Origin of the sequence: Oceanobacter sp. 5_MG-2023, assembly GCF_030548165.1 — a bacterium.
In the GTDB taxonomy this organism is placed as follows: domain Bacteria; phylum Pseudomonadota; class Gammaproteobacteria; order Pseudomonadales; family Oceanobacteraceae; genus Oceanobacter.
In genome coordinates this window covers 1-18,116 of sequence record NZ_JAUORS010000014.1, presented here as the reverse complement: position 1 = coordinate 18,116, position 18,116 = coordinate 1, and the positions used below count along the sequence as shown (strand labels likewise).

General features: G+C 50.5%; 15 protein-coding genes, 1 tRNA gene and 1 pseudogene. 16 read left to right on the top strand and 1 reads right to left on the bottom strand.

Annotated elements, in window-relative coordinates; translation table 11 throughout:
* Window position 1 precedes the first annotated feature (1 nt).
* The 12 genes and pseudogenes from infC to Q4551_RS10635 all read left to right on the top strand — a co-directional run.
* Entirely contained in the window at window positions 2-544 is a 543-nt protein-coding gene (gene infC / locus Q4551_RS10690) for a translation initiation factor IF-3 (RefSeq protein ID WP_303433845.1), read from the top strand.
* 168 nt (window positions 545-712) lie between these two features.
* Window positions 713-907 (top strand): 50S ribosomal protein L35, encoded by a 195-nt coding sequence (gene rpmI, locus Q4551_RS10685; protein WP_303433719.1) that lies wholly within the window; start codon window positions 713-715, stop codon window positions 905-907.
* Window positions 908-923: 16 nt separating this feature from the next.
* Window positions 924-1,277 (top strand): 50S ribosomal protein L20, encoded by a 354-nt coding sequence (rplT, locus tag Q4551_RS10680; protein ID WP_303433717.1) that lies wholly within the window; start codon window positions 924-926, stop codon window positions 1,275-1,277.
* A gap of 168 nt (window positions 1,278-1,445) precedes the next feature.
* Window positions 1,446-2,450: a phenylalanine--tRNA ligase subunit alpha gene (gene pheS, locus Q4551_RS10675; RefSeq protein WP_303433715.1), complete on the top strand. Its 1,005-nt coding sequence runs from the start codon at window positions 1,446-1,448 to the stop codon at window positions 2,448-2,450.
* Window positions 2,451-2,477: 27 nt separating this feature from the next.
* Entirely contained in the window at window positions 2,478-4,865 is a 2,388-nt protein-coding gene (gene pheT, locus Q4551_RS10670; protein WP_303433713.1) for a phenylalanine--tRNA ligase subunit beta, read from the top strand.
* Between the two features lies 1 nt (window position 4,866).
* A complete protein-coding gene (gene ihfA / locus Q4551_RS10665) occupies window positions 4,867-5,172 on the top strand; it encodes an integration host factor subunit alpha (protein WP_303433711.1) in 306 nt (101 codons plus the stop codon).
* Complete coding sequence (locus Q4551_RS10660; protein WP_303433709.1) at window positions 5,150-5,509, top strand: MerR family transcriptional regulator; 360 nt, start codon at window positions 5,150-5,152, stop codon at window positions 5,507-5,509. Before ihfA ends, Q4551_RS10660 begins: the two co-directional genes overlap by 23 nt.
* Before the next feature lie 68 nt (window positions 5,510-5,577).
* Window positions 5,578-5,654, top strand: a tRNA-Pro gene (locus Q4551_RS10655).
* Window positions 5,655-6,011: 357 nt separating this feature from the next.
* The gene (locus Q4551_RS10650) at window positions 6,012-6,626 is read left to right on the top strand and encodes a hypothetical protein (protein WP_303433707.1); all 615 of its coding nucleotides are present in this window, start codon (window positions 6,012-6,014) and stop codon (window positions 6,624-6,626) included.
* A 504-nt stretch (window positions 6,627-7,130) separates the two neighbouring features.
* Entirely contained in the window at window positions 7,131-8,906 is a 1,776-nt protein-coding gene (locus tag Q4551_RS10645; RefSeq protein WP_303433705.1) for a hypothetical protein, read from the top strand.
* Between the two features lie 55 nt (window positions 8,907-8,961).
* On the top strand, window positions 8,962-14,796 hold the full coding sequence (locus Q4551_RS10640) for a DUF5017 domain-containing protein (RefSeq protein WP_303433703.1): 5,835 nt from the start codon (window positions 8,962-8,964) through the stop codon (window positions 14,794-14,796).
* Between the two features lie 157 nt (window positions 14,797-14,953).
* Window positions 14,954-15,268, top strand: a pseudogene (locus Q4551_RS10635) (transposase); the annotation flags it as partial.
* Here the strand turns inward: Q4551_RS10635 and Q4551_RS16250 are convergent.
* Window positions 15,165-15,392 (bottom strand): phage integrase N-terminal SAM-like domain-containing protein, encoded by a 228-nt coding sequence (locus tag Q4551_RS16250; RefSeq protein WP_368501387.1) that lies wholly within the window; start codon window positions 15,390-15,392, stop codon window positions 15,165-15,167. The pseudogene Q4551_RS10635 and the gene Q4551_RS16250 overlap by 104 nt on opposite strands.
* Window positions 15,393-15,678: 286 nt before the next feature.
* On the opposite strand from Q4551_RS16250, the gene Q4551_RS10630 reads away from it, so the two are divergent.
* The 4 genes from Q4551_RS10630 to Q4551_RS10615 are packed head-to-tail and all read left to right on the top strand — an operon-like array spanning window position 15,679 to window position 17,862.
* Window positions 15,679-16,125, top strand: a complete 447-nt coding sequence (locus Q4551_RS10630) for a hypothetical protein (RefSeq protein ID WP_303433701.1) — start codon at window positions 15,679-15,681, stop codon at window positions 16,123-16,125.
* Entirely contained in the window at window positions 16,125-16,505 is a 381-nt protein-coding gene (locus Q4551_RS10625) for a TIR domain-containing protein (RefSeq protein WP_303433699.1), read from the top strand. The genes Q4551_RS10630 and Q4551_RS10625 overlap by 1 nt, the downstream gene beginning before the upstream one ends.
* A gap of 27 nt (window positions 16,506-16,532) precedes the next feature.
* Window positions 16,533-17,303: a hypothetical protein gene (locus tag Q4551_RS10620; protein ID WP_303433697.1), complete on the top strand. Its 771-nt coding sequence runs from the start codon at window positions 16,533-16,535 to the stop codon at window positions 17,301-17,303.
* Window positions 17,290-17,862, top strand: coding sequence for a hypothetical protein (locus Q4551_RS10615; RefSeq protein ID WP_303433695.1), 573 nt, complete (start codon window positions 17,290-17,292; stop codon window positions 17,860-17,862). Before Q4551_RS10620 ends, Q4551_RS10615 begins: the two co-directional genes overlap by 14 nt.
* Window positions 17,863-18,116: the final 254 nt, after the last annotated feature.

Below are 18,116 nucleotides of genomic sequence, written 5' to 3'. Positions count from 1 at the left end.
TATCAGACGCGACAATAGAAGAGGCAGCCGCAACGACGATCGGGCTGCTATTAACGATCAGATACGTGCAACCGAAGTCCGACTGATCGGCGCCGATGGCAATCAGGTCGGGGTAGTTAGCATCCAGGAAGCTCTGCAAATAGCGGAAGAATCCGAGCTGGATCTTGTTCAGATCTCAGACGGTGACCCGATTGTTTGTAAAGTCATGGACTTTGGCAAGAAGCTTTACGAAGAGAAAAAGCAGAAAGCCGAAGCCAAGAAAAAACAGCACCAGGTTCAGATCAAGGAAATGAAATTCCGCCCTGGTACTGAAGAAGGGGATTACCAGATCAAGCTGCGTAACCTCACTCGATTCCTGGAAGGCGGCGACAAGGCGAAAGTCTCCCTGCGTTTCCGTGGCCGAGAAATGGCCCACCAGAATATCGGTATGGAGCTGATGAGACGCATCGAAGCTGATCTTGCTGAGATGGGTGTTGTTGAGCAACATCCCAAAATGGAAGGTCGCCAGATGGTTATGGTGATCGCACCAGGTAAGAAGAAGTAGTCCGGTTCTGCAAACGACATCCAGAAACCCCTGCGTTAGCCGGGGTTTCTGTTTTTCTACCGACTACTGAACAGATCCCGTCCGTGCCCAAGGGCCAGAGCGGGTGTAACGGCAGGTGTAGTACAGGGTCTTAGTTTCTGTGCGCGCCATTACTATTGGAGTACCAAAATGCCTAAAATCAAAACTAAGCGCGCGGCAGCCAAGCGTTTTAAAAAGACTGCAAACGGCTTCAAACACCGTAATGCATTCCGCAGCCACATCCTGACCAAAAAGAGCACCAAGCGTAAGCGTCATCTGCGCGGCATGAATCAAGTCAATGCCTCAGATAAAAAGCTTGTTATCCGCATGTTGCCTAACCTTTAAGTCCAGGAGATAGAATATGGCTCGCGTAAAACGTGGTGTAGTCGCTCGTCGTCGTCACAAAAAAATTCTGAAACTGGCCAAAGGTTATTACGGTGCACGTTCACGTGTATTCCGTGTTGCCAAACAAGCCGTGATCAAAGCTGGTCAGTATGCTTACCGTGACCGTCGTCAAAGGAAGCGTCAGTTCCGTCAACTGTGGATTGCTCGTATCAATGCGGGTGCTCGTCAGAACGGACTGTCTTACAGCAAATTCATCAACGGCCTGAAAAAAGCCTCTGTTGAAATTGACCGTAAAGTACTGGCCGACCTGGCAGTAAACGAGAAAGCAGCATTTGCAGCTCTGGTTGAGAAAGCCAAAGTTAGCCTGTAATTTCTCTGGGTTGCCTTGCCTGATGGATATAATCCAGACAGCAAGGTAATGCCAAATTCAGCTTCTGGCGATAACTTCTGTTATGGTTGGAAGCAACGAAAATAGGGGAATAGCCAAGGCGATTCCCCTATTTTTTTGTCCAAATTCAAGACAACGATGGAATCAGCGATGGAAAACCTTGAGGCCCTGACTCAGCAAGCCCTGGCCGCTGTATCCGATGCGCAGGATGTGGCCGCGCTGGATCAGGTTCGAGTTCAGTTTCTGGGTAAAAAAGGGGAAATTACTTCCCTGATGAAAAACCTGGGCAAAGTGTCTGCGGAAGATCGCCCCAAAATCGGTGCGGTGATCAATGAAGCCAAAAGCCAGGTTCAGGACGCGATCAACAGCCGCAAGCAAGCGCTGGAATCCGCAGCTCTGGAAGCCCGGCTGGCGGCAGAAAAAATCGACGTTACCCTGCCAGGTCGAGCGCAGCAGGAAGGCAGTCTGCATCCTGTGACCCGCACCCTGGAGCGTATCGAAACCTTCTTCCGTAATGCCGGATACCAGGTTGAAGAAGGGCCAGAAATTGAAGACGATTTCCATAATTTTGAAGCCTTGAACATTCCATCGCATCATCCGGCCCGTGCGATGCACGATACCTTCTACTTCGATGCGAACACCCTGTTGCGGACTCATACTTCACCGGTACAGATTCGCACCATGGAAGCCCGTCAGCCACCGGTACGGATTATTTGCCCTGGCCGGGTATACCGTTGTGACTACGATCAGACCCACTCACCGATGTTCCACCAGGTGGAAGGGTTGCTGGTCGACAAGGGCGTCAGCTTTGCTGACCTGAAGGGTACGATCCAGCAGTTTTTGAGCGTGTTTTTCGAAAAAGAACTGGTAGTTCGCCTGCGGCCTTCCTATTTTCCGTTTACTGAGCCATCTGCCGAAATCGACATCGAATGGGTTATCGAAACACCGGAAGGCACCAAGCGTCGCTGGCTCGAAGTGGGTGGCTGCGGCATGGTTCACCCGAACGTGTTCAAACACGTAGGGATTGACCCGGATGAGTACACCGGTTTTGCCTTTGGCATGGGGGTAGAGCGTCTGGCGATGTTGCGTTATGGCGTCAACGACCTGCGCTTGTTCTTCGAGAACGATCTGCGCTTCCTGCAGCAATTCCGTTAATTCAGGCTCATCGAAAAAGGTAAACACATGAAATTCAGCGAACAGTGGTTGCGCGAATGGGTGCAGCCTGAAGCAGACACCCAGCAACTGGTTGATCAGATCACGATGGCGGGTCTGGAAGTGGATGGCACTGAAGCCGTCGCCGGTGATTTCTCTGGCGTTGTGGTTGGCCAGGTTGTCACACGAGAACAACACCCGGATGCCGACAAGCTCAGCTTGTGCCAGGTGACCGACGGCAACGAGACTTTCCAGATTGTCTGTGGTGCTCCCAATGTACGCGAAGGGTTAAAAATCCCGTTCGCCAAGATTGGTGCCGTTTTGCCCGGCAACTTCAAAATCAAGAAAGCCAAATTACGCGGCGTCGAATCGTTCGGCATGTTGTGTGCCGAAGCCGAACTGGGCCTGTCAGAAAGTTCTGATGGCCTGATGGAGCTGCCAGCATCGGCTCCTGTCGGTGAAGATTTCCGCGTCTACATGAATCTGGACGACGTCGTTATTGATGTGGACCTGACTCCCAACCGGGGTGATTGTCTGAGCATTGCCGGCCTGGCACGTGAAACCGGCCTGCTGTTCAAGGCCGCAGTGCAGGGACCAGCGATCGAGCCGGTTGCCGCCGTGATTGACGATGTACCTGTTATCGACGTGGTTGCGCCAGAAGCATGCCCTCGTTATGTGAGTCGCATCATCAAAGGGGTCGATGTCAAAGCCGAAACTCCATTGTGGATGGTCGAGAAATTACGTCGTAGCGGTGTCCGCTCAATCGATCCAGTGGTCGACATTACCAACTTTATTCTGTTGGAACTGGGCCAGCCCATGCACGCCTTTGACTACTCCCGTATCGACGGTGGTATCCGTGTCCGCATGGCCGAACAAGGCGAAAAACTGACCCTGCTCGACGGCCAGGAAATAGAACCCGGTTCCGATACCCTGATGATTGCCGACCATAACAAACCGCTGGCCATGGCCGGTGTGATGGGCGGTGAGCATTCCGGCGTCAGTAACACAACGGTTGACCTGTTACTGGAAGCGGCATTTTTTAATCCGATCATTATCGCCGGTAAAGCCCGTGCCCATGGATTACACACAGACTCTTCCCATCGCTTTGAGCGTGGGGTGGACTACGACCTGGCTGTACAAGCCATGGAACGTGCAACCCGGTTGATTCTGGATATCTGTGGCGGCCAGCCTGGCCCGGTCGTTGACATTGCAGCAGCAGAGCACCTGCCCAAAGCCGCTGAAATTCATCTGCGTAAAGCCCGCATCGAGCTGATTCTGGGCCTGACGTTTGAGGATGCAGAAGTAGAAGATATCCTTGCGCGCCTGGGCATGAGCGTGACACGCACTGATGACGGCTGGAAAGCCGTCGCCCCCAGCTACCGTTTTGATATGGCCATTGAACCTGACCTGATCGAAGAGCTGGCCCGGATCTACGGTTACAACCGCTTGCCTGTGCGCACACCGGAAGCCGCGATGCCTCTGGCTATCGTGCCAGAAAACCGCTACACCATCAGCGACGTTCGCCGCATGATGGTGGCACGGGGTTATCACGAAGCCATCACCTACAGCTTTGTTGATCCGGCGATGCAACAGGCGCTGGACCCTGATCTTGCCGGTCTGGCATTGTTGAACCCGATTTCTTCGGAAATGTCTGTCATGCGCACCAATCTGTGGGCCGGACTGGTACCGGCCGCAGGTTACAACCTCAAGCGCCAACAGCCACGAGTGCGTCTGTTTGAAACCGGCTTGCGGTTTGTGCCATCGGAAGATGGCCTGAAGCAGCTGCCAACACTGGCCATGCTGGCGACGGGCAATCGGTTGCAACAAAACTGGTCTGCCACAGAAACTCCCGTCGACTTCTTTGATGTCAAAGGGGACGTCGAAGCCCTGCTGGCAAGAACCGGCAGTCTGGATGAATTCCGCTTTGTGGCCGACAAGCACTCAGCCTTGCATCCGGGACAAACTGCCCGAATCGACAAGCTGATTGATGGTGAGTGGACGGAACTGGGCTGGATGGGGGCATTACACCCGGAAACCCAGAAACAGGTGGATATCAAGCAAACCCTGTTTGTGGTTCAGCTGGATATGAGCCTGTTGCTGCAAACCACCATTCCGGCTTTTGAAGAGTTATCCAAATACCCGGAAATGCGTCGGGACCTCGCCTTGGTGGTCGACAAGCATCTTGCCGTTGACGACGTACTGGAGCAGATTCGCAGCCAGGCCGGAGAGTACCTCGCCAAGCTTAATCTGTTTGATGTATACGAAGGTAAAGGCATTGATCCAGATAGAAAAAGCCTGGCTCTGGGCTTGACCTGGCAACATCCATCGCGCACTCTTACTGACCAAGAAGTGAACGATTCAGTGGATGCTGTTTTGTCACACTTGGAGCAAACACTTGGAGCAACGTTGCGGGGTTAGCATGACAGCCTTGACCAAAGCGGAACTGGCAGAAAAACTGTTCGAGGAACTTGGTCTCAACAAACGTGAGGCCAAGGACATGGTCGATCTCTTTTTTGATGAGATCCGCGATAGTCTGCGCCGAAACGAACAGGTCAAATTATCCGGTTTCGGTAATTTTGACCTGCGCGACAAAAGCCAAAGGCCAGGGCGTAACCCAAAAACCGGCGAGGAGATTCCGATCTCCGCTCGCCGCGTTGTTACCTTCAAACCCGGCCAGAAACTGAAGGTTCGAGTAGAAGCTTATGCTGGAACCCAGCCACAATAACGAATTGCCAGCCATTCCGGCAAAACGATACTTTGCCATCGGTGAAGTCAGCGATCTCTGCGACGTCAAACCACATGTGCTGCGCTACTGGGAGCAGGAATTCCCACAGCTTAGCCCGGTCAAGCGTCGCGGCAATCGTCGTTATTACCAGCGTCAGGATGTGATCCTGGTACGTGAAATTCGTGAACTGCTGTATGGCGAAGGCTACACCATTCAGGGGGCACGTCAGCGCCTGGAATACGGAGCAAGCGAGAATACCGCCGCCATGGATCAGGCATTGATAAAGTCCATGATTATCGAGTTGAAGGAAATCGAGACTCTGCTCTCGGAATGGTAAAAAAACTTCCATCTATCAACTACTTGAGTATAATACGTGCTTCTGGAACAGCCTCTGTTTCAGAGTGTCGGGGCGTAGCGCAGCCTGGTAGCGCACTTGCATGGGGTGCAAGGGGTCGAGTGTTCGAATCACTCCGTCCCGACCAATTTTTCCTTTAAAAATCAGTGGATTATCTTTTCGCTATTTCCCCAAACTAGCTGCTTCCTAATATACAGTTGTAGATCCATACAGATTTTCCTTGGTATGGATGCTGCACAATCACAATATAGACTCCGATTTACCGTGTTTATTGGTGGATTAAAGGCGCGCGGGATCTGCCCTGTCAATGATATGGTTTTCAAAGAGGTACTGTGATCACCCACTGCAGTTCAAGGAACCTGGTAGAGTCTGTCGACACGGGGCTTTGTCAACGAGTCCGATCATTTCTTTTTCCTGTCAGCGTTCAAGTGTTATGGTTATTATCTGAATTCAGGATGTAAAAGGTACCAGGGAAGCTCACCTCATGCTTGCTGTAAAAATGAAACGTACTGTTAAGTCGATTGGTGCCATTATCGCAATCCTGATTACCTTCGGGGTTGCCGGATCTATATGGATTCCTTTTTGGGTTTTTTTGTTTCTTTCAAATCTGTTGGTCTGGGGTCTCTCCGATCTCGAGCCAAAGGTCTCCCTGGAGGATTATGAAGAAATTATTTCAACCAAGGTGAAATACTCATCCAGTTATTTATTCCTTCCAAGCGTGATTGATACTGAAGCAGAAGCCACGGCATTTTTTCATATTCCAGGTATCCTGCAGGGTAATGATGTACTCGGTTTGCGACAGCGTTTACCCAAAGAGAAAATTTCCCGGTTATTGAATGATCTGGAGCAAAGCGGTCGAATGGAAGTCAGTGATTTTGGCGATATTTCTGTATCAAATTGTTATCCGGATTATAGGATTGAAAAATCTTCAGAAGAAAATAGTCTGGGGAAGCTCAGCGAATTACCCGAAGGTTTCAGAATTTTTCTCTTTGATTCCGACCTCGAGGACATCCAGGAGAATTGGAATCATAATCTGATAGCATATACCGCTGTCTCATTGAGTAAGCGAGAAGTACTCTACTGTGTTGAACAATGGTAATAAAATAGAAAAATATTAATGCTTTTTTTGTCATGAGTTTAATTATAATAATATACTGATAAAAATGACCATATTGATCTAATGATATTATTAATATGCGCTGGCGTTAAATCATTCTTCGGTTGACGGGCCATTGTCTGAATGTACTACCATATATAAATACACCCCATTATATAAATACTTGTGTATGATATTTATACTATACGCACAGTTTTAACACTCCCTTTAAATACCCAACTCCACCCCAGAACCCAACTCAAAACCCAACTCAAAACCTTGGCATTTATGCTGATCTTCTTCAGTCTTCGATACCCTTTATCTCATTATATTATTAACAAGAAGAATAAAAATTTTAACCTGAGTGAAATATAAATCACACGAACCTTTCATCTTGCACCTTCACAGTGCACGTCCCGGTCAAGTTATGAAGGTTTGTGTGGCGCTTTGTCATGCAAGGTCAAACTATTCGTCTGTTGGCGACCGGTGAGCAGTAGGCGCAGTGGGATGGTTATGGTGTTGAGCAAGGTGTGGGGCAGAGGACAGCAGCAACAATTGCAGCAGCTGATATGCATGGTGATCGCCGGTGGGCCGTTGCTGGCGTCTGCCGAGACCATGCACAACCACGAAGCGGTGATTCCACCGCAGTGCTATACCCAAACAGAAGGCAAGTTCAACCCTTGTTATGTTTGCCACCAAAGCCATCCGCAAGGCACGCGCATTAACTATATGGATGATGGTGATATCCAGGGTGATTACAGCTTTTCTGAACTGGGAGAGACCAATCACTGGAGCAATCTGTTCAAACCCCGGCTGGCAGAAATCGCCAATGTGTCGGATGAATATATTCTTGATTATGTCCGCCAGGATAACTACAGCGCGCTGATGGCGACTCCAAATGCAGGGTATACGCCGGACTTAACGCATCTGGCTGATCCTCGGCTGGCATTTGATGGACAGGGGTTTGCCCGCGATGGCTCTGGCTGGGTAGCCTTTAATTACAAGCCGTTGCCGAGTACGTTTTGGCCGACCAATGGCAGTTTTGATGATGTGATGATCCGCTTGCCGCCAGTGTTCCGGCAGGATACCGGTGGTAATGACAGTCGATCGCTGTATTTACTGAATTTGTCCTTGCTGGAAATGACAATCAAGGATCTCGATAACATCTCGATCCCGGTAACGGATGAATCCCTGCTGGGGCTGGATCTGGATGGCGACAATACCCTGGGCTTGGCGGTACGCATGCAGCGGCGCGAGCAATATCTGGGTGCTGCAGCCACGATCGATCTGGTACGTCAGCAATATCCGGTTGGCACCGAATTTATTCACACGGTTCGTTATCTGGATATCAGTCGCCATGGTGATATTGAGCCGTCGCGGCGCCTGAAAGAACTCCGTTACAGCCGCAAGTATCGCCAGCTGTCTGAAGTGGCGCTACGTTATGCGTTTAATCAGGAGCATCGGGAAAAAGCAGAAGAAAAACTGCCGCATTACTCCTGGGCGCAACCTGCGCCACAAGCAGGGATGAACAACAAATTGGGCTGGCAGATTCAGGGTTGGATTGAAAATGAATCTGGCGATCTGCGTCTGCAGAACTACGAAGAAAACGCATTTTGTATGGGCTGCCATACCACAACAGGCACCCATATTGACAGCACACTGGCATTTCCACGCAAAGTGACCGGTGCTGCTGGCTGGGGTTATATCAACCTCAAAGGTATGAATGACGTTGCGAACTACGGTGATTCTCTCGGTGAGATAGCGAGCTATTTTGAGCGGGTCGGTGGTGGCGATGAGTTTCGTCAAAACGGTGAGATGATCGAGCGCTGGTTTAACGGCGATGGTTCGGTGAATAAAGCCGCCGTTGCAACGGCCGATGTGTATACCTTGTTAATCCCTTCTACTGAACGTGCGCTGGCGCTTAACAAAGCCTATCAGCGCACCGTGTTGGAACAATCCTTTTATCTGGGCAGAGATGCCGTGTTGGGCGATCCCGTCAATGTGTTTGCGACGGTCGATCAGGACCATGTTCCGGTATTGCCAGCCAGTCGTCAGTATCACTACGACCTCCGGCTGCAATGGCCCGATCTCAGTCCGGCCATGGTGGCCGCAGATATTTCATCCCCCGACTCCCACCGTAATGAAAGCGCTGCAGATGCCAGCCAGGCCAGGCATGACGCTGGTGCTGCTCATGGTGGTGCATGGTCTTTTGCTGCCCTGGGGGTGTTGCTGACTTTGGTGGCGATGCTGCGGCGTCGTATCCGCCAGGTTGCCTGCGGCTGAGCCGCAGGTCAGGACGTTCAAACCCAACACACGTTAAAGAAACGAGGAAATCCCGATGACTCAAGCAACCGATGACGGTTTGCTGCTGTCCGGAACGCCTGCACTGACCAAACGGCTATTGCCGATGTCTGTGCTGGTTGCTTCTCTGGCACTGGCAAGTTGTGGCTCTGATGACGACAACAACAATAACGATAATGATAATGACGTCAGTGTGAATACGGCCCCCGAGCTGGTTCTGACGGCAGGTGATACGCTGGTCGAAGACAGTGTCTCGGCAGGTGCCGTGTTGGCAACCATCACCGCCACGGATGCCGATGGCGATACACTCAGCTACAGCCTCAGCGACAACACCTACGCCACCATTTCTGGTGATACTGTCCAGCTGAACAGCCAAGGGGTTAACGCTGTTAATGATGACAGCCTCAACCTTTCATCATTGTCTGTGACCGTGACTGTCTCGGATGGTGAGCTGTCGGCGACCGACTCCGCCACCGTGGCGATTACACGTATTGACGATACCGTGGCCGATAACACCGCCCCTGAATTGAGCGCCACGACCAATAGCCTGACCGAAGACAGCGTCAGCAGCACCACGGTTGTAGCGACATTTGATGCCACCGATGCCGAAGGTGACGAGCTGTTCTATCGTCTGGACGATAACAGCGATGGTTACTTCATGATTTCCGGTTCGACGGTTGTGTTGACCAGCGCCGGTGTGACGGCCATCAATGACGACAGCCTGAGCCTGACGGCATTGAGTGTCACGCTGGTGGTCAGCGACAACCAGTTGTCTGCCCAGCAAACGCTGACGATCAATGTGACGCGTGTTAACGATGCGCCAGTCCTGAGCGTTGACGCGGTTAGCAGCCTGACTGAAGACGATGTCACTACTGATACCCAAGTGGCAACCGTGGAAGCGTCAGACCCTGAGCAGGATACGTTGAGTGTTCATATCGAGGGTGTGAACATCAGCTATTTCACCCTGACAGGCAATCAGATCACCTTGTCTGAAGCAGGTGTTGAGGCGATTAACGATGATGATCTCAACCTGACGGAGCTGAGCGCCACGGTCACTGTCTCCGATGGTGTTAACAGCCTGGAAAAAACCTTCACGCTGGCGATTAACCGCGTTGATGATGCTGGCGAAACGGAAGAGCCGCGCGAAATCAAACTGTTTGAAGATGACTTCGAATCCGCTTCCACCGCCAAATGGACTGTGATCAACAGTATTGCTGGCAGCAACTCATGGCTCACCGAGAGCTATGCCGGAGACCTGTTTGCCGTCGCCAACTGCTACGGCAGCGCCGGTGAGTGTGATGCCTGGATGATGACACCGGCACTGGATGTGACCAACTTTGAAGATCTGCAAATGACCTTCAACAGTGCCTGGAACTATGGTACCGGTACTGATCAGATGTCGTTGATGGTTTCTACCGACTACGATGGGGATGTCAGCACCGCCACCTGGACGGATATTTCTGATCGGGCGACCTGGTCCCCGGGCAGCTTTGAGTTTGTCGAATCCGGTACGGTTGATCTGTCGGACTTTGTTGGCCAGCCAGTGTATGTGGCGTTCCACTATGCCCATCCGGTCAGCGATGCCAGCAAATGGGAAATTGATGATGTGTTGATCAAGGGTAATGGCACCGGAGACTTCCCGCTCGCGGCAGAAATCAGTGTCGCTGGCGATGAGTTCTACACCGAACGCAGTATCAAGTTTACGGGTGCTGCCGTGAACGGTGCCGGTGAACCGTACACCTATGCCTGGAACTTTGGTGATGGTGCCAGTGCAACCGATGCGGTCGCCAATCACACCTTTACCGAAGCGGGTCGCTACGAAGTGACATTGACCGTAAGCGATAACGACGGTGATACCGAGACCAGCAGCCTGTTTATCGATGTAGCGACCGGTTCTGTGTATACCGTACCGGAGAAAAGCGGTGACTTCCGTATTGCGACTTTTAATGCCGGCTTTGATCTGCAATCCGCTGTCGGCGAGCAGAACACGGCTTTCAGCGGCGGCGAGTACCGCAAAGCCCAGAAAGTGGCCGAAATCATCCAGCGAGCCAACCCGGATGTTCTGTTGCTGAACGAAATCGACGGTAACGACGATGGGGCCACAGTAAACACATTCAATGAGGAATACCTGCAAGTCGCGCAAGCAGATGACGTGGATGCGGCGGTATACCCTTATGTGTATTACGGCGACAACGGCAACACCAACTACTGCAACACCGGTGCGCCGATTGAAGAAGGCATCGAAATCGACTTCAACAAGGACGGCGACAGCCTGGATCCGGAAGATCGTTACGGTTTTGGTAACTACAATGGCCAGTACTGCATGGCGATTTTCTCCAAGTACCCCATTGATGAAGCCAATATCCGCACCTTCCAGGAATTCAAATGGGCCGATATGCCAGACTATCTGGTGCCTTCCGCCGTGGACAGCGACGGTAATATAACCGATGGCAACTGGTACACCGACGAAGAAATGACGGTATTCCGTCTGTCTTCCAAAACTCATATCGACCTGCCGGTCACCATTGATGGCACCACCGTTCACGTGCTGGCCTCGCATCCGACGCCTCCTACGTTTGATGGCAACGAAGACCGCAACGGCATGCGTAACTTCGATGAAATCCGGATGTGGGCTGATTACATCGACCCAGCCAGCAGCTACCTGTACGACGATGATGGCGTTAGCGTCACGCTGGCAGAAAACACCCGATTTGTGATTCTGGGTGATGAGAACGCCTCCGCCAAAGAAGGCGACGCTTACACCAAGGACGGTGTCCGGGCGATTGAACAACTGACCTTGTCAGAGTTGGTTAACCCCAACCTGCACGAAGACAGCACCACCTTCCAGGCACCGACGTCCGTTGCCGGTACCGAAAATACCCCGGATAGCATTTACTCATCCACGCATACAGCCAGCTGGGCGATGCGGGCGGACTATGTACTGCCATCGGCCTTTGGTCTGGAAGTCGCGCAGGGAGGTGTCTTCTGGCCATCCAGCGCCGATAACCTGAACTACCTGATAGAAGCTATCGACAGCACCGATATTGCCAGCTCCGACCACCGCATGGTATGGATGGATCTGACCCTTACCGACGGCACAACAGCCATTGGTGGTGGTGATACAGGTACTGGCAGCAATGGTGTAGAGCTGGTCGCTGACCATTTTGACAGCCTGGATGGCTTCATCGTGTTGGATCAGGGTGCCGACAGCAATAACTGGTACGCCAGCAGCTACGGCGATCTGCAATACGCCAAAATCTCTTGTTACAACGGTGCAGAAAACTGTAACGACTGGCTGATCAAAAGCGTTGACCTGACCACTGCCAATACGCCAGTACTGACGTTTGACAGCCTGCGCAACAGCTATGGCCCGTCGGATGCTTCTGAAATCGCTTTGATGATCTCAACCGACTTTGATGGCACCGATACCACCACGGCAACCTGGGATGACCTGAGTGGCCAGGTAAACTGGGCAACACAACCGTCGTCGGGTTATACCGATGCCATCAGCTCCGGTGATATCGACCTGTCAGCGTATGAAGGACAGACGGTATATATCGCCATTGTATACAGCAGTGATCCGGCCAATTCCGCGACCTGGGAAATTGCCAATTTCAAAGTGACTGGGCAGCTTGCCCCTTATGCCGAAGATGATTTCGCCAGCCTTGATGACGCGACCGTAATTAATGGTGGTGCCGACGGTAACGACTGGTACGCCAGCAGCTACGGTGATTTGCAATACGCCAAAATCTCTTGTTACAACGGTGCAGAAAACTGCAACGACTGGCTGATCAAAAGCGCTGATCTGACCAGTGCCAATGTGCCTGTACTGACGTTTGACAGCCTGCGCAACAGCTATGGCCCGTCGGATGCTTCTGAAATTGCTTTGATGGTCTCAACCGACTTTGATGGTTCCGATACCGCCACAGCGACCTGGGATGACCTGAGTCATCTGGTGAACTGGGCAACACAACCATCGTCGGGTTATACCGATGCCATCAGCTCCGGTGAGATCGATCTGTCTGCGTATATTGGTCAGACGATTTATGTCGCGTTTGTTTACACCAGTGACCCGGCCAATTCCGCGACCTGGGAAATTGCCAATTTCCTGATTCAAGAAAAAACCAGCACGGTAGTTGATACCGACAGCAGCAACACAACGGGCACCACCGAGATCGCAGAGACTGCCCCGTCCTATACGGCCCTGAACGCAGTGAACCAGCGGAGCGAAGGCAGCTTGTCGTTTGAGGCTGTTGCAGCGCCGGTAGAAGGTTCTGCCGACTCGTACATTGCCATTGGCTCTACCGGCTTGAGTGTGAATGGCGCAGCGGTTGCCAACTCGGGCTACAAAACCCTGGTGAAGTCTGGCCAGCTGGTGGATGGCAACGTCTACGCCCAGGTACGGGACAGTGCTGGCTCCGACCTGTTTGTCTCCAACTACAACGAGTTTATGTCGATTCTGCCGATTGGCGACCGCATCTTTGCCGTCAGCCAGTTTGAGAATATTCCCGGTGGCATGAACCTGCTGGAACTGAGCCAGGACAGCATCACGGGCGAACTGACGCCGATGACCACCGAAGTGCTGGACTTCTCTGCCATTCATGGCGGCTACAACCACTGTGCTGCTGTTGTGACACCATGGAACACCCACCTGGCGTCAGAAGAGTATGAACCCAATGCCCGTGCCCGCTCGGCCGCAACCGGCTCGATCGACAGCTACTACGACTCCATTGCCGATTACCACACCGACCTGAGCCTGTTACAGGTCAACCCGTACTGGTACGGCTACCCGGTGGAAGTGGTGGTAAACGCTGAAGGAACCGATGTGCGGACCGACATCGTCAAACACTACTCCGTGGCCCGTGTGTCACTGGAAGTGCCTTATGTCATGCCGGATCGCAAAACCATGTATCTGACCGACGACCAGTCAACCGGTGGCGGTTTGTTTATGTACATTGCCGACGAAGCAGAAGACCTGAGTGCGGGTACCCTGTACGCCATGAAATGGAACCAGACCGATTCCGGTAGCGACGATAACGCCTTTATGGGCGCGGCGGACATCGAGTGGATCAGTCTCGGCCATGCCACCAACGCTGATATCTCAGAGCTGGTAAATGGTGACAACCCACTGTCGTTTGCCGATATCTTTGATGCCGTGGAACCGACCGGTGGTGCGTGTGCCCTGGGTTACAAAAGCATCAACTTCCTGGGTAGCCAGGAATGCCTGAGCCTGAAACCCGGAATGGAACAAGCGGCCTCACGACTGGAAACCCGTCGTTATGCTGCTTATCTTGATGCCACGGTTGAGTTTGCCAAAGAAGAAGGTTTTACCTACAACCCGCATAACCATAAAGCCTATATCGCCATTGCCAACGTCAGCAAAGGCATGCTGAATGGTTCCAGCGAGACCGGTGGACCCAACCACATGCAAGTGACTGCCAACCAGTGTGGTGGTATCTACGAACTGTCGATGGGCAGCAATGCCGAGATTGGTTCTGACTTTGTGATTGGCGCTGCCAAGGGAGAAGTCGCAGGCACAGCGGACGGTTATGCCTGTTCTGTTGACGGCTTGTCCGGCCCGGACAACGTCGCCTACGTCGGTTATAACACCCTGATTATCACCGAAGACACAGGCTTGCACGCCAACAACTTCGTCTGGTCTTACAATCTGGAAAGCAAGCAAGTGACCCGTATTTTCTCTGCTCCCAATGGCGCTGAAAACACCGGCCCTTACATGTTCAACCAGATTAACGGTTTTGCCTACATCACCAATGTTGTGCAGCATCCAGGTGATATCTCGGTTGACCCTAGCGCTGGTAATGAAGCTGAAATTGGCTACTTCGGGCCGATCCCCGTGGCCGTGGACGAATAATCCAGCGGCGACGTTATGCCATGGTGAGCGTATCGCTGTGGCGATCATGACCGGTTAATGCCAGTGGTGGTTGCACCTTGGCATGACATTAAAAGCCGTGACCCTTGGGTCGCGGTTTTTTTATTTCACCATGACTCCGGCACCGTGTAGTCGTTCAATGATTCCGGACACCAACGTAGGTGGTAATATCGCCACCATCAAACTGGATGAACGGGTTCCACACGATCACCCTTTACGATCCATCAAAACCCTGTTCGATCAGGCACTCATCCACATCGATTGGAAACTCAGCCTGATCTATTCCGAGCGTGGGCGGGAATCCATTCCTCCGGAGCGTTTATTGAGAGCCTTGCTGCTGCAAATCCTCTTCAGTATTCGCAGCGAACGGCAGCTGGTCGAGCAAATTCAGTACAACATGCTCTATCGCTGGTTTGTCGGCCTGAGTATTGATGAAACCCCATCTCTTTGGGATGTCTCCGCTTTTGGTAACGAATAAAGAACCGAATCCAGTAAACACAGGTTTTCTCGGTTCGCAGGCTGTAGCCGCGGGTGCGCATAAAGCGGCGAATGTCATTGAGAAAGGGGCTGGAAGTCATTGATCACTCCTTGATCTGGAAGCCTTGCGCGCTTTCCCGGACGTTGTTATCGTCAAGGCATTGATACACGGAAAGTTGTTGTGCAGGTTTACAGGTTAATACGCAAGGCACAAAGGAGTTAATGCGCATGCTCGCTTTCACACAATGGACTGATCTGGAAATGGATTTTACTTCCTATCATTCAAGTAGTTACGGTGATTTCCCAGGAACCGGCTTGCCCAGAAACCGCGCATGCGCACTAATAAACTGTTAGCTTCCTCTGGCAGTCTGGAGATATATAAGAAAGATGACAGGATATAAAAGGACATGTGAAGACGAGCTGGATTGGGCAAGTGTCGATCAGCTTCACGAAGCGACTCTTCAAATAAGTAAGAGTTGTTTCGAATTCAAGAAAATCTGCGTGGGGCTTATTGGTGCAGCTTTGGCTATCTTGGTCAAGTTGACTGACAATCACCTTGATCATTCGTTCTTCGTTATACCGCTTCTAATTTGTTTTGGTTTTTGGGTGGCAGATTTTTCTGCATACTATTTCCAAAGAAAAACAAGAAGTGCCATGAATCAAAAATTGCATGCGATTGCACAGAGAAATTCCATTAGTAATTACCCTAATAACGATCTGGGTGTAACTTGGCCTGGTGCGGCGTTTAATCATTCTATGGCACTCTATTTTGCATTGGCTGCTTTCGGAAGTATCGGCTGGGTAGCATATGCCATGGATTGGATTGGATCATAATGTCTATATTTGTCAGCTATACCACCAGAGATAGCTATGTTGATCGTAATACATTGGAGATGGTATCAAATGTGTTGTCGAATTATGGGCCGCACTATATTGACCTTCTACACAACGATGCTTCTGAAAAACAACGTCATGTTGAGAAGATGTTATCTCATGCTCAACTTATGATTCTAATAAATTCACGCTCTATTCAAAAATCCGAATGGGTTCAGTGGGAATTGAACGAAGCTAAAAAAATAGGAATTCCTATAATTACAGTCCAAGCATCTATGAACCCCAAAGAAACCATCAATAATTTAAAGTATACAGTAGCTTCGGAGTTCAAGAAGCTAACAAGGCGCTCAAGCAAGGACGCGCTAACGCGCGCCGCTTAGCTTGGCATTACATTTCAAAAGGTACTGATGGACACTGAGACGTTAGTAAAACGAACATTGGAAGAGCACTTTAATCTCCAAGTCAAGAAAATACCTGAGTCGGATAAAAGAACCCCCGATTTTCTTGTGCGCGATGGAATAAACGAATATTTGGTAGAGGTTAAAGAGAAAGAAGCAAACCCAGTACTTGGTGAAGCAAGAGAAGAAGCATTTTCCAAAGGCGAAATTTTCGAAGTTTCTGAATCGCTTTCAACGAAAAGTGTACTTCAAAACGTAGTGCGAGATGGACGCAGACAAATTAAAGCACACGTCACTGACGAATCAACGTTAAGAATAGTGTGGGTCCACTGTACAGGGTTAGCTTATGACGCAACACTGGAGCAGATAATTGCAGGGCTTTACGGTAGTGAAACTGTTGTAGATTTTAGCTCCGACGAGGCTTTTGCCGGAACCTGCTATTACTTCGGCTTTAGTCAGTTCTTTAAGTATCGAGATTCAATAGATGCCGTAATGGTCACTGGCCGTAAAGGTGAGGCTACTCTCTGCATAAATAACCACTCCCCTCGATATGACCAATTAAAAGAATCTGTGTTAGTCCAATCTATGCCAGTTGGTGTTAGAGATCCGATACATGAAGAAGAGGAAGGCTGTGCCTTTTTGGTTGATGGCGAAGTGGATCGTAGCAAGCCGAATGAAGTATTGAGTTACCTCCAGAAAAAGTACAAAACAGAGAAACTTAACGTAATGCACATACGCCATATGGAGGTACATATGGCCGTCCCACATGAAAAAATGTAACAAGCGCAGGCACTGGGACAAAATTTACGCTGCGCTTCAATTTTGCCCGTTGCAGCTGAGGAAAACTTTAAAATACTGTCCGGGATTAGTTGACCACTACAGTACGCTAGAAGAAAAAATTTGTTCGAATTGGGATAAAACCATCGAGTTAATGAAACGAGGTGAGTTTTCCACTGTTATTATTCGAGCTGCAACGACTGTAGAGCTTGCTGCAAATTTGTTAGTGAAGTATGAATTTCAGCACAATCGAAAACTCCCTGAGCACTTCGTCGATAACCTGATGATGTGGGCAAATGGGTTAATGGGTAAAGTAGATCGGTTATTGTTACCTATATACAAAAACACCGATTCTGAAAATGCATTAAAAGAAGTAAAGAAACGCTCCAAAGATATTAACGATGAAAGAAATAATGTTGTTCATCGAGGGCAATTCAAAGCGAAGAAAACAGCCGAAAAAGTATTAAAAGAGGCTGAGTTCATCGTAAATAAATTTGCTAAGCTTTCTGGCAGTCAGTTAACAGTCTCTTCGGTTATTACTGATGAGAAAAAGGATATCTAACAAGAAAATAAACAAGGACACGTAACAGCTGGCTACGTTTCGCTTCGAGGGTGTTCATAGTTCTGTGTCACCCATTACTTACAGATCCAGAGGGTGTTCATAGTTCTGTGTCACCCATTACTTACAGATCCACGTAGCCGTCGATCCGTCCTTCGAAGTGGATGCTCAGCTGCGACAGAGGGTGTTCATAGTTCTGTGTCACACATTACTTACAGATCCACGTAGCCGTCGATCCGTCCTTCGAAGTGGATGCT

Excerpts from the sequence above, each read along its gene's own strand:
- Q4551_RS10650 (WP_303433707.1), top strand. The coding sequence starts at position 6,012 with ATGCTTGCTGTAAAAATGAAACGTACTGTTAAGTCGATTGGTGCCATT.
- rplT (WP_303433717.1), top strand. The coding sequence starts at position 924 with ATGGCTCGCGTAAAACGTGGTGTAGTCGCTCGTCGTCGTCACAAAAAA.
- rpmI (WP_303433719.1), top strand. The coding sequence starts at position 713 with ATGCCTAAAATCAAAACTAAGCGCGCGGCAGCCAAGCGTTTTAAAAAG.
- Q4551_RS10615 (WP_303433695.1), top strand. The coding sequence starts at position 17,290 with ATGAAAAAATGTAACAAGCGCAGGCACTGGGACAAAATTTACGCTGCG.
- Q4551_RS10630 (WP_303433701.1), top strand. The coding sequence starts at position 15,679 with ATGACAGGATATAAAAGGACATGTGAAGACGAGCTGGATTGGGCAAGT.
- ihfA (WP_303433711.1), top strand. The coding sequence starts at position 4,867 with ATGACAGCCTTGACCAAAGCGGAACTGGCAGAAAAACTGTTCGAGGAA.
- Q4551_RS10625 (WP_303433699.1), top strand. The coding sequence starts at position 16,125 with ATGTCTATATTTGTCAGCTATACCACCAGAGATAGCTATGTTGATCGT.
- Q4551_RS10640 (WP_303433703.1), top strand. The coding sequence starts at position 8,962 with ATGACTCAAGCAACCGATGACGGTTTGCTGCTGTCCGGAACGCCTGCA.
- pheS (WP_303433715.1), top strand. The coding sequence starts at position 1,446 with ATGGAAAACCTTGAGGCCCTGACTCAGCAAGCCCTGGCCGCTGTATCC.
- pheT (WP_303433713.1), top strand. The coding sequence starts at position 2,478 with ATGAAATTCAGCGAACAGTGGTTGCGCGAATGGGTGCAGCCTGAAGCA.
- Q4551_RS10645 (WP_303433705.1), top strand. The coding sequence starts at position 7,131 with ATGGTTATGGTGTTGAGCAAGGTGTGGGGCAGAGGACAGCAGCAACAA.
- Q4551_RS16250 (WP_368501387.1), bottom strand. The coding sequence starts at position 15,392 with ATGACTTCCAGCCCCTTTCTCAATGACATTCGCCGCTTTATGCGCACC.
- Q4551_RS10660 (WP_303433709.1), top strand. The coding sequence starts at position 5,150 with ATGCTGGAACCCAGCCACAATAACGAATTGCCAGCCATTCCGGCAAAA.
- Q4551_RS10620 (WP_303433697.1), top strand. The coding sequence starts at position 16,533 with ATGGACACTGAGACGTTAGTAAAACGAACATTGGAAGAGCACTTTAAT.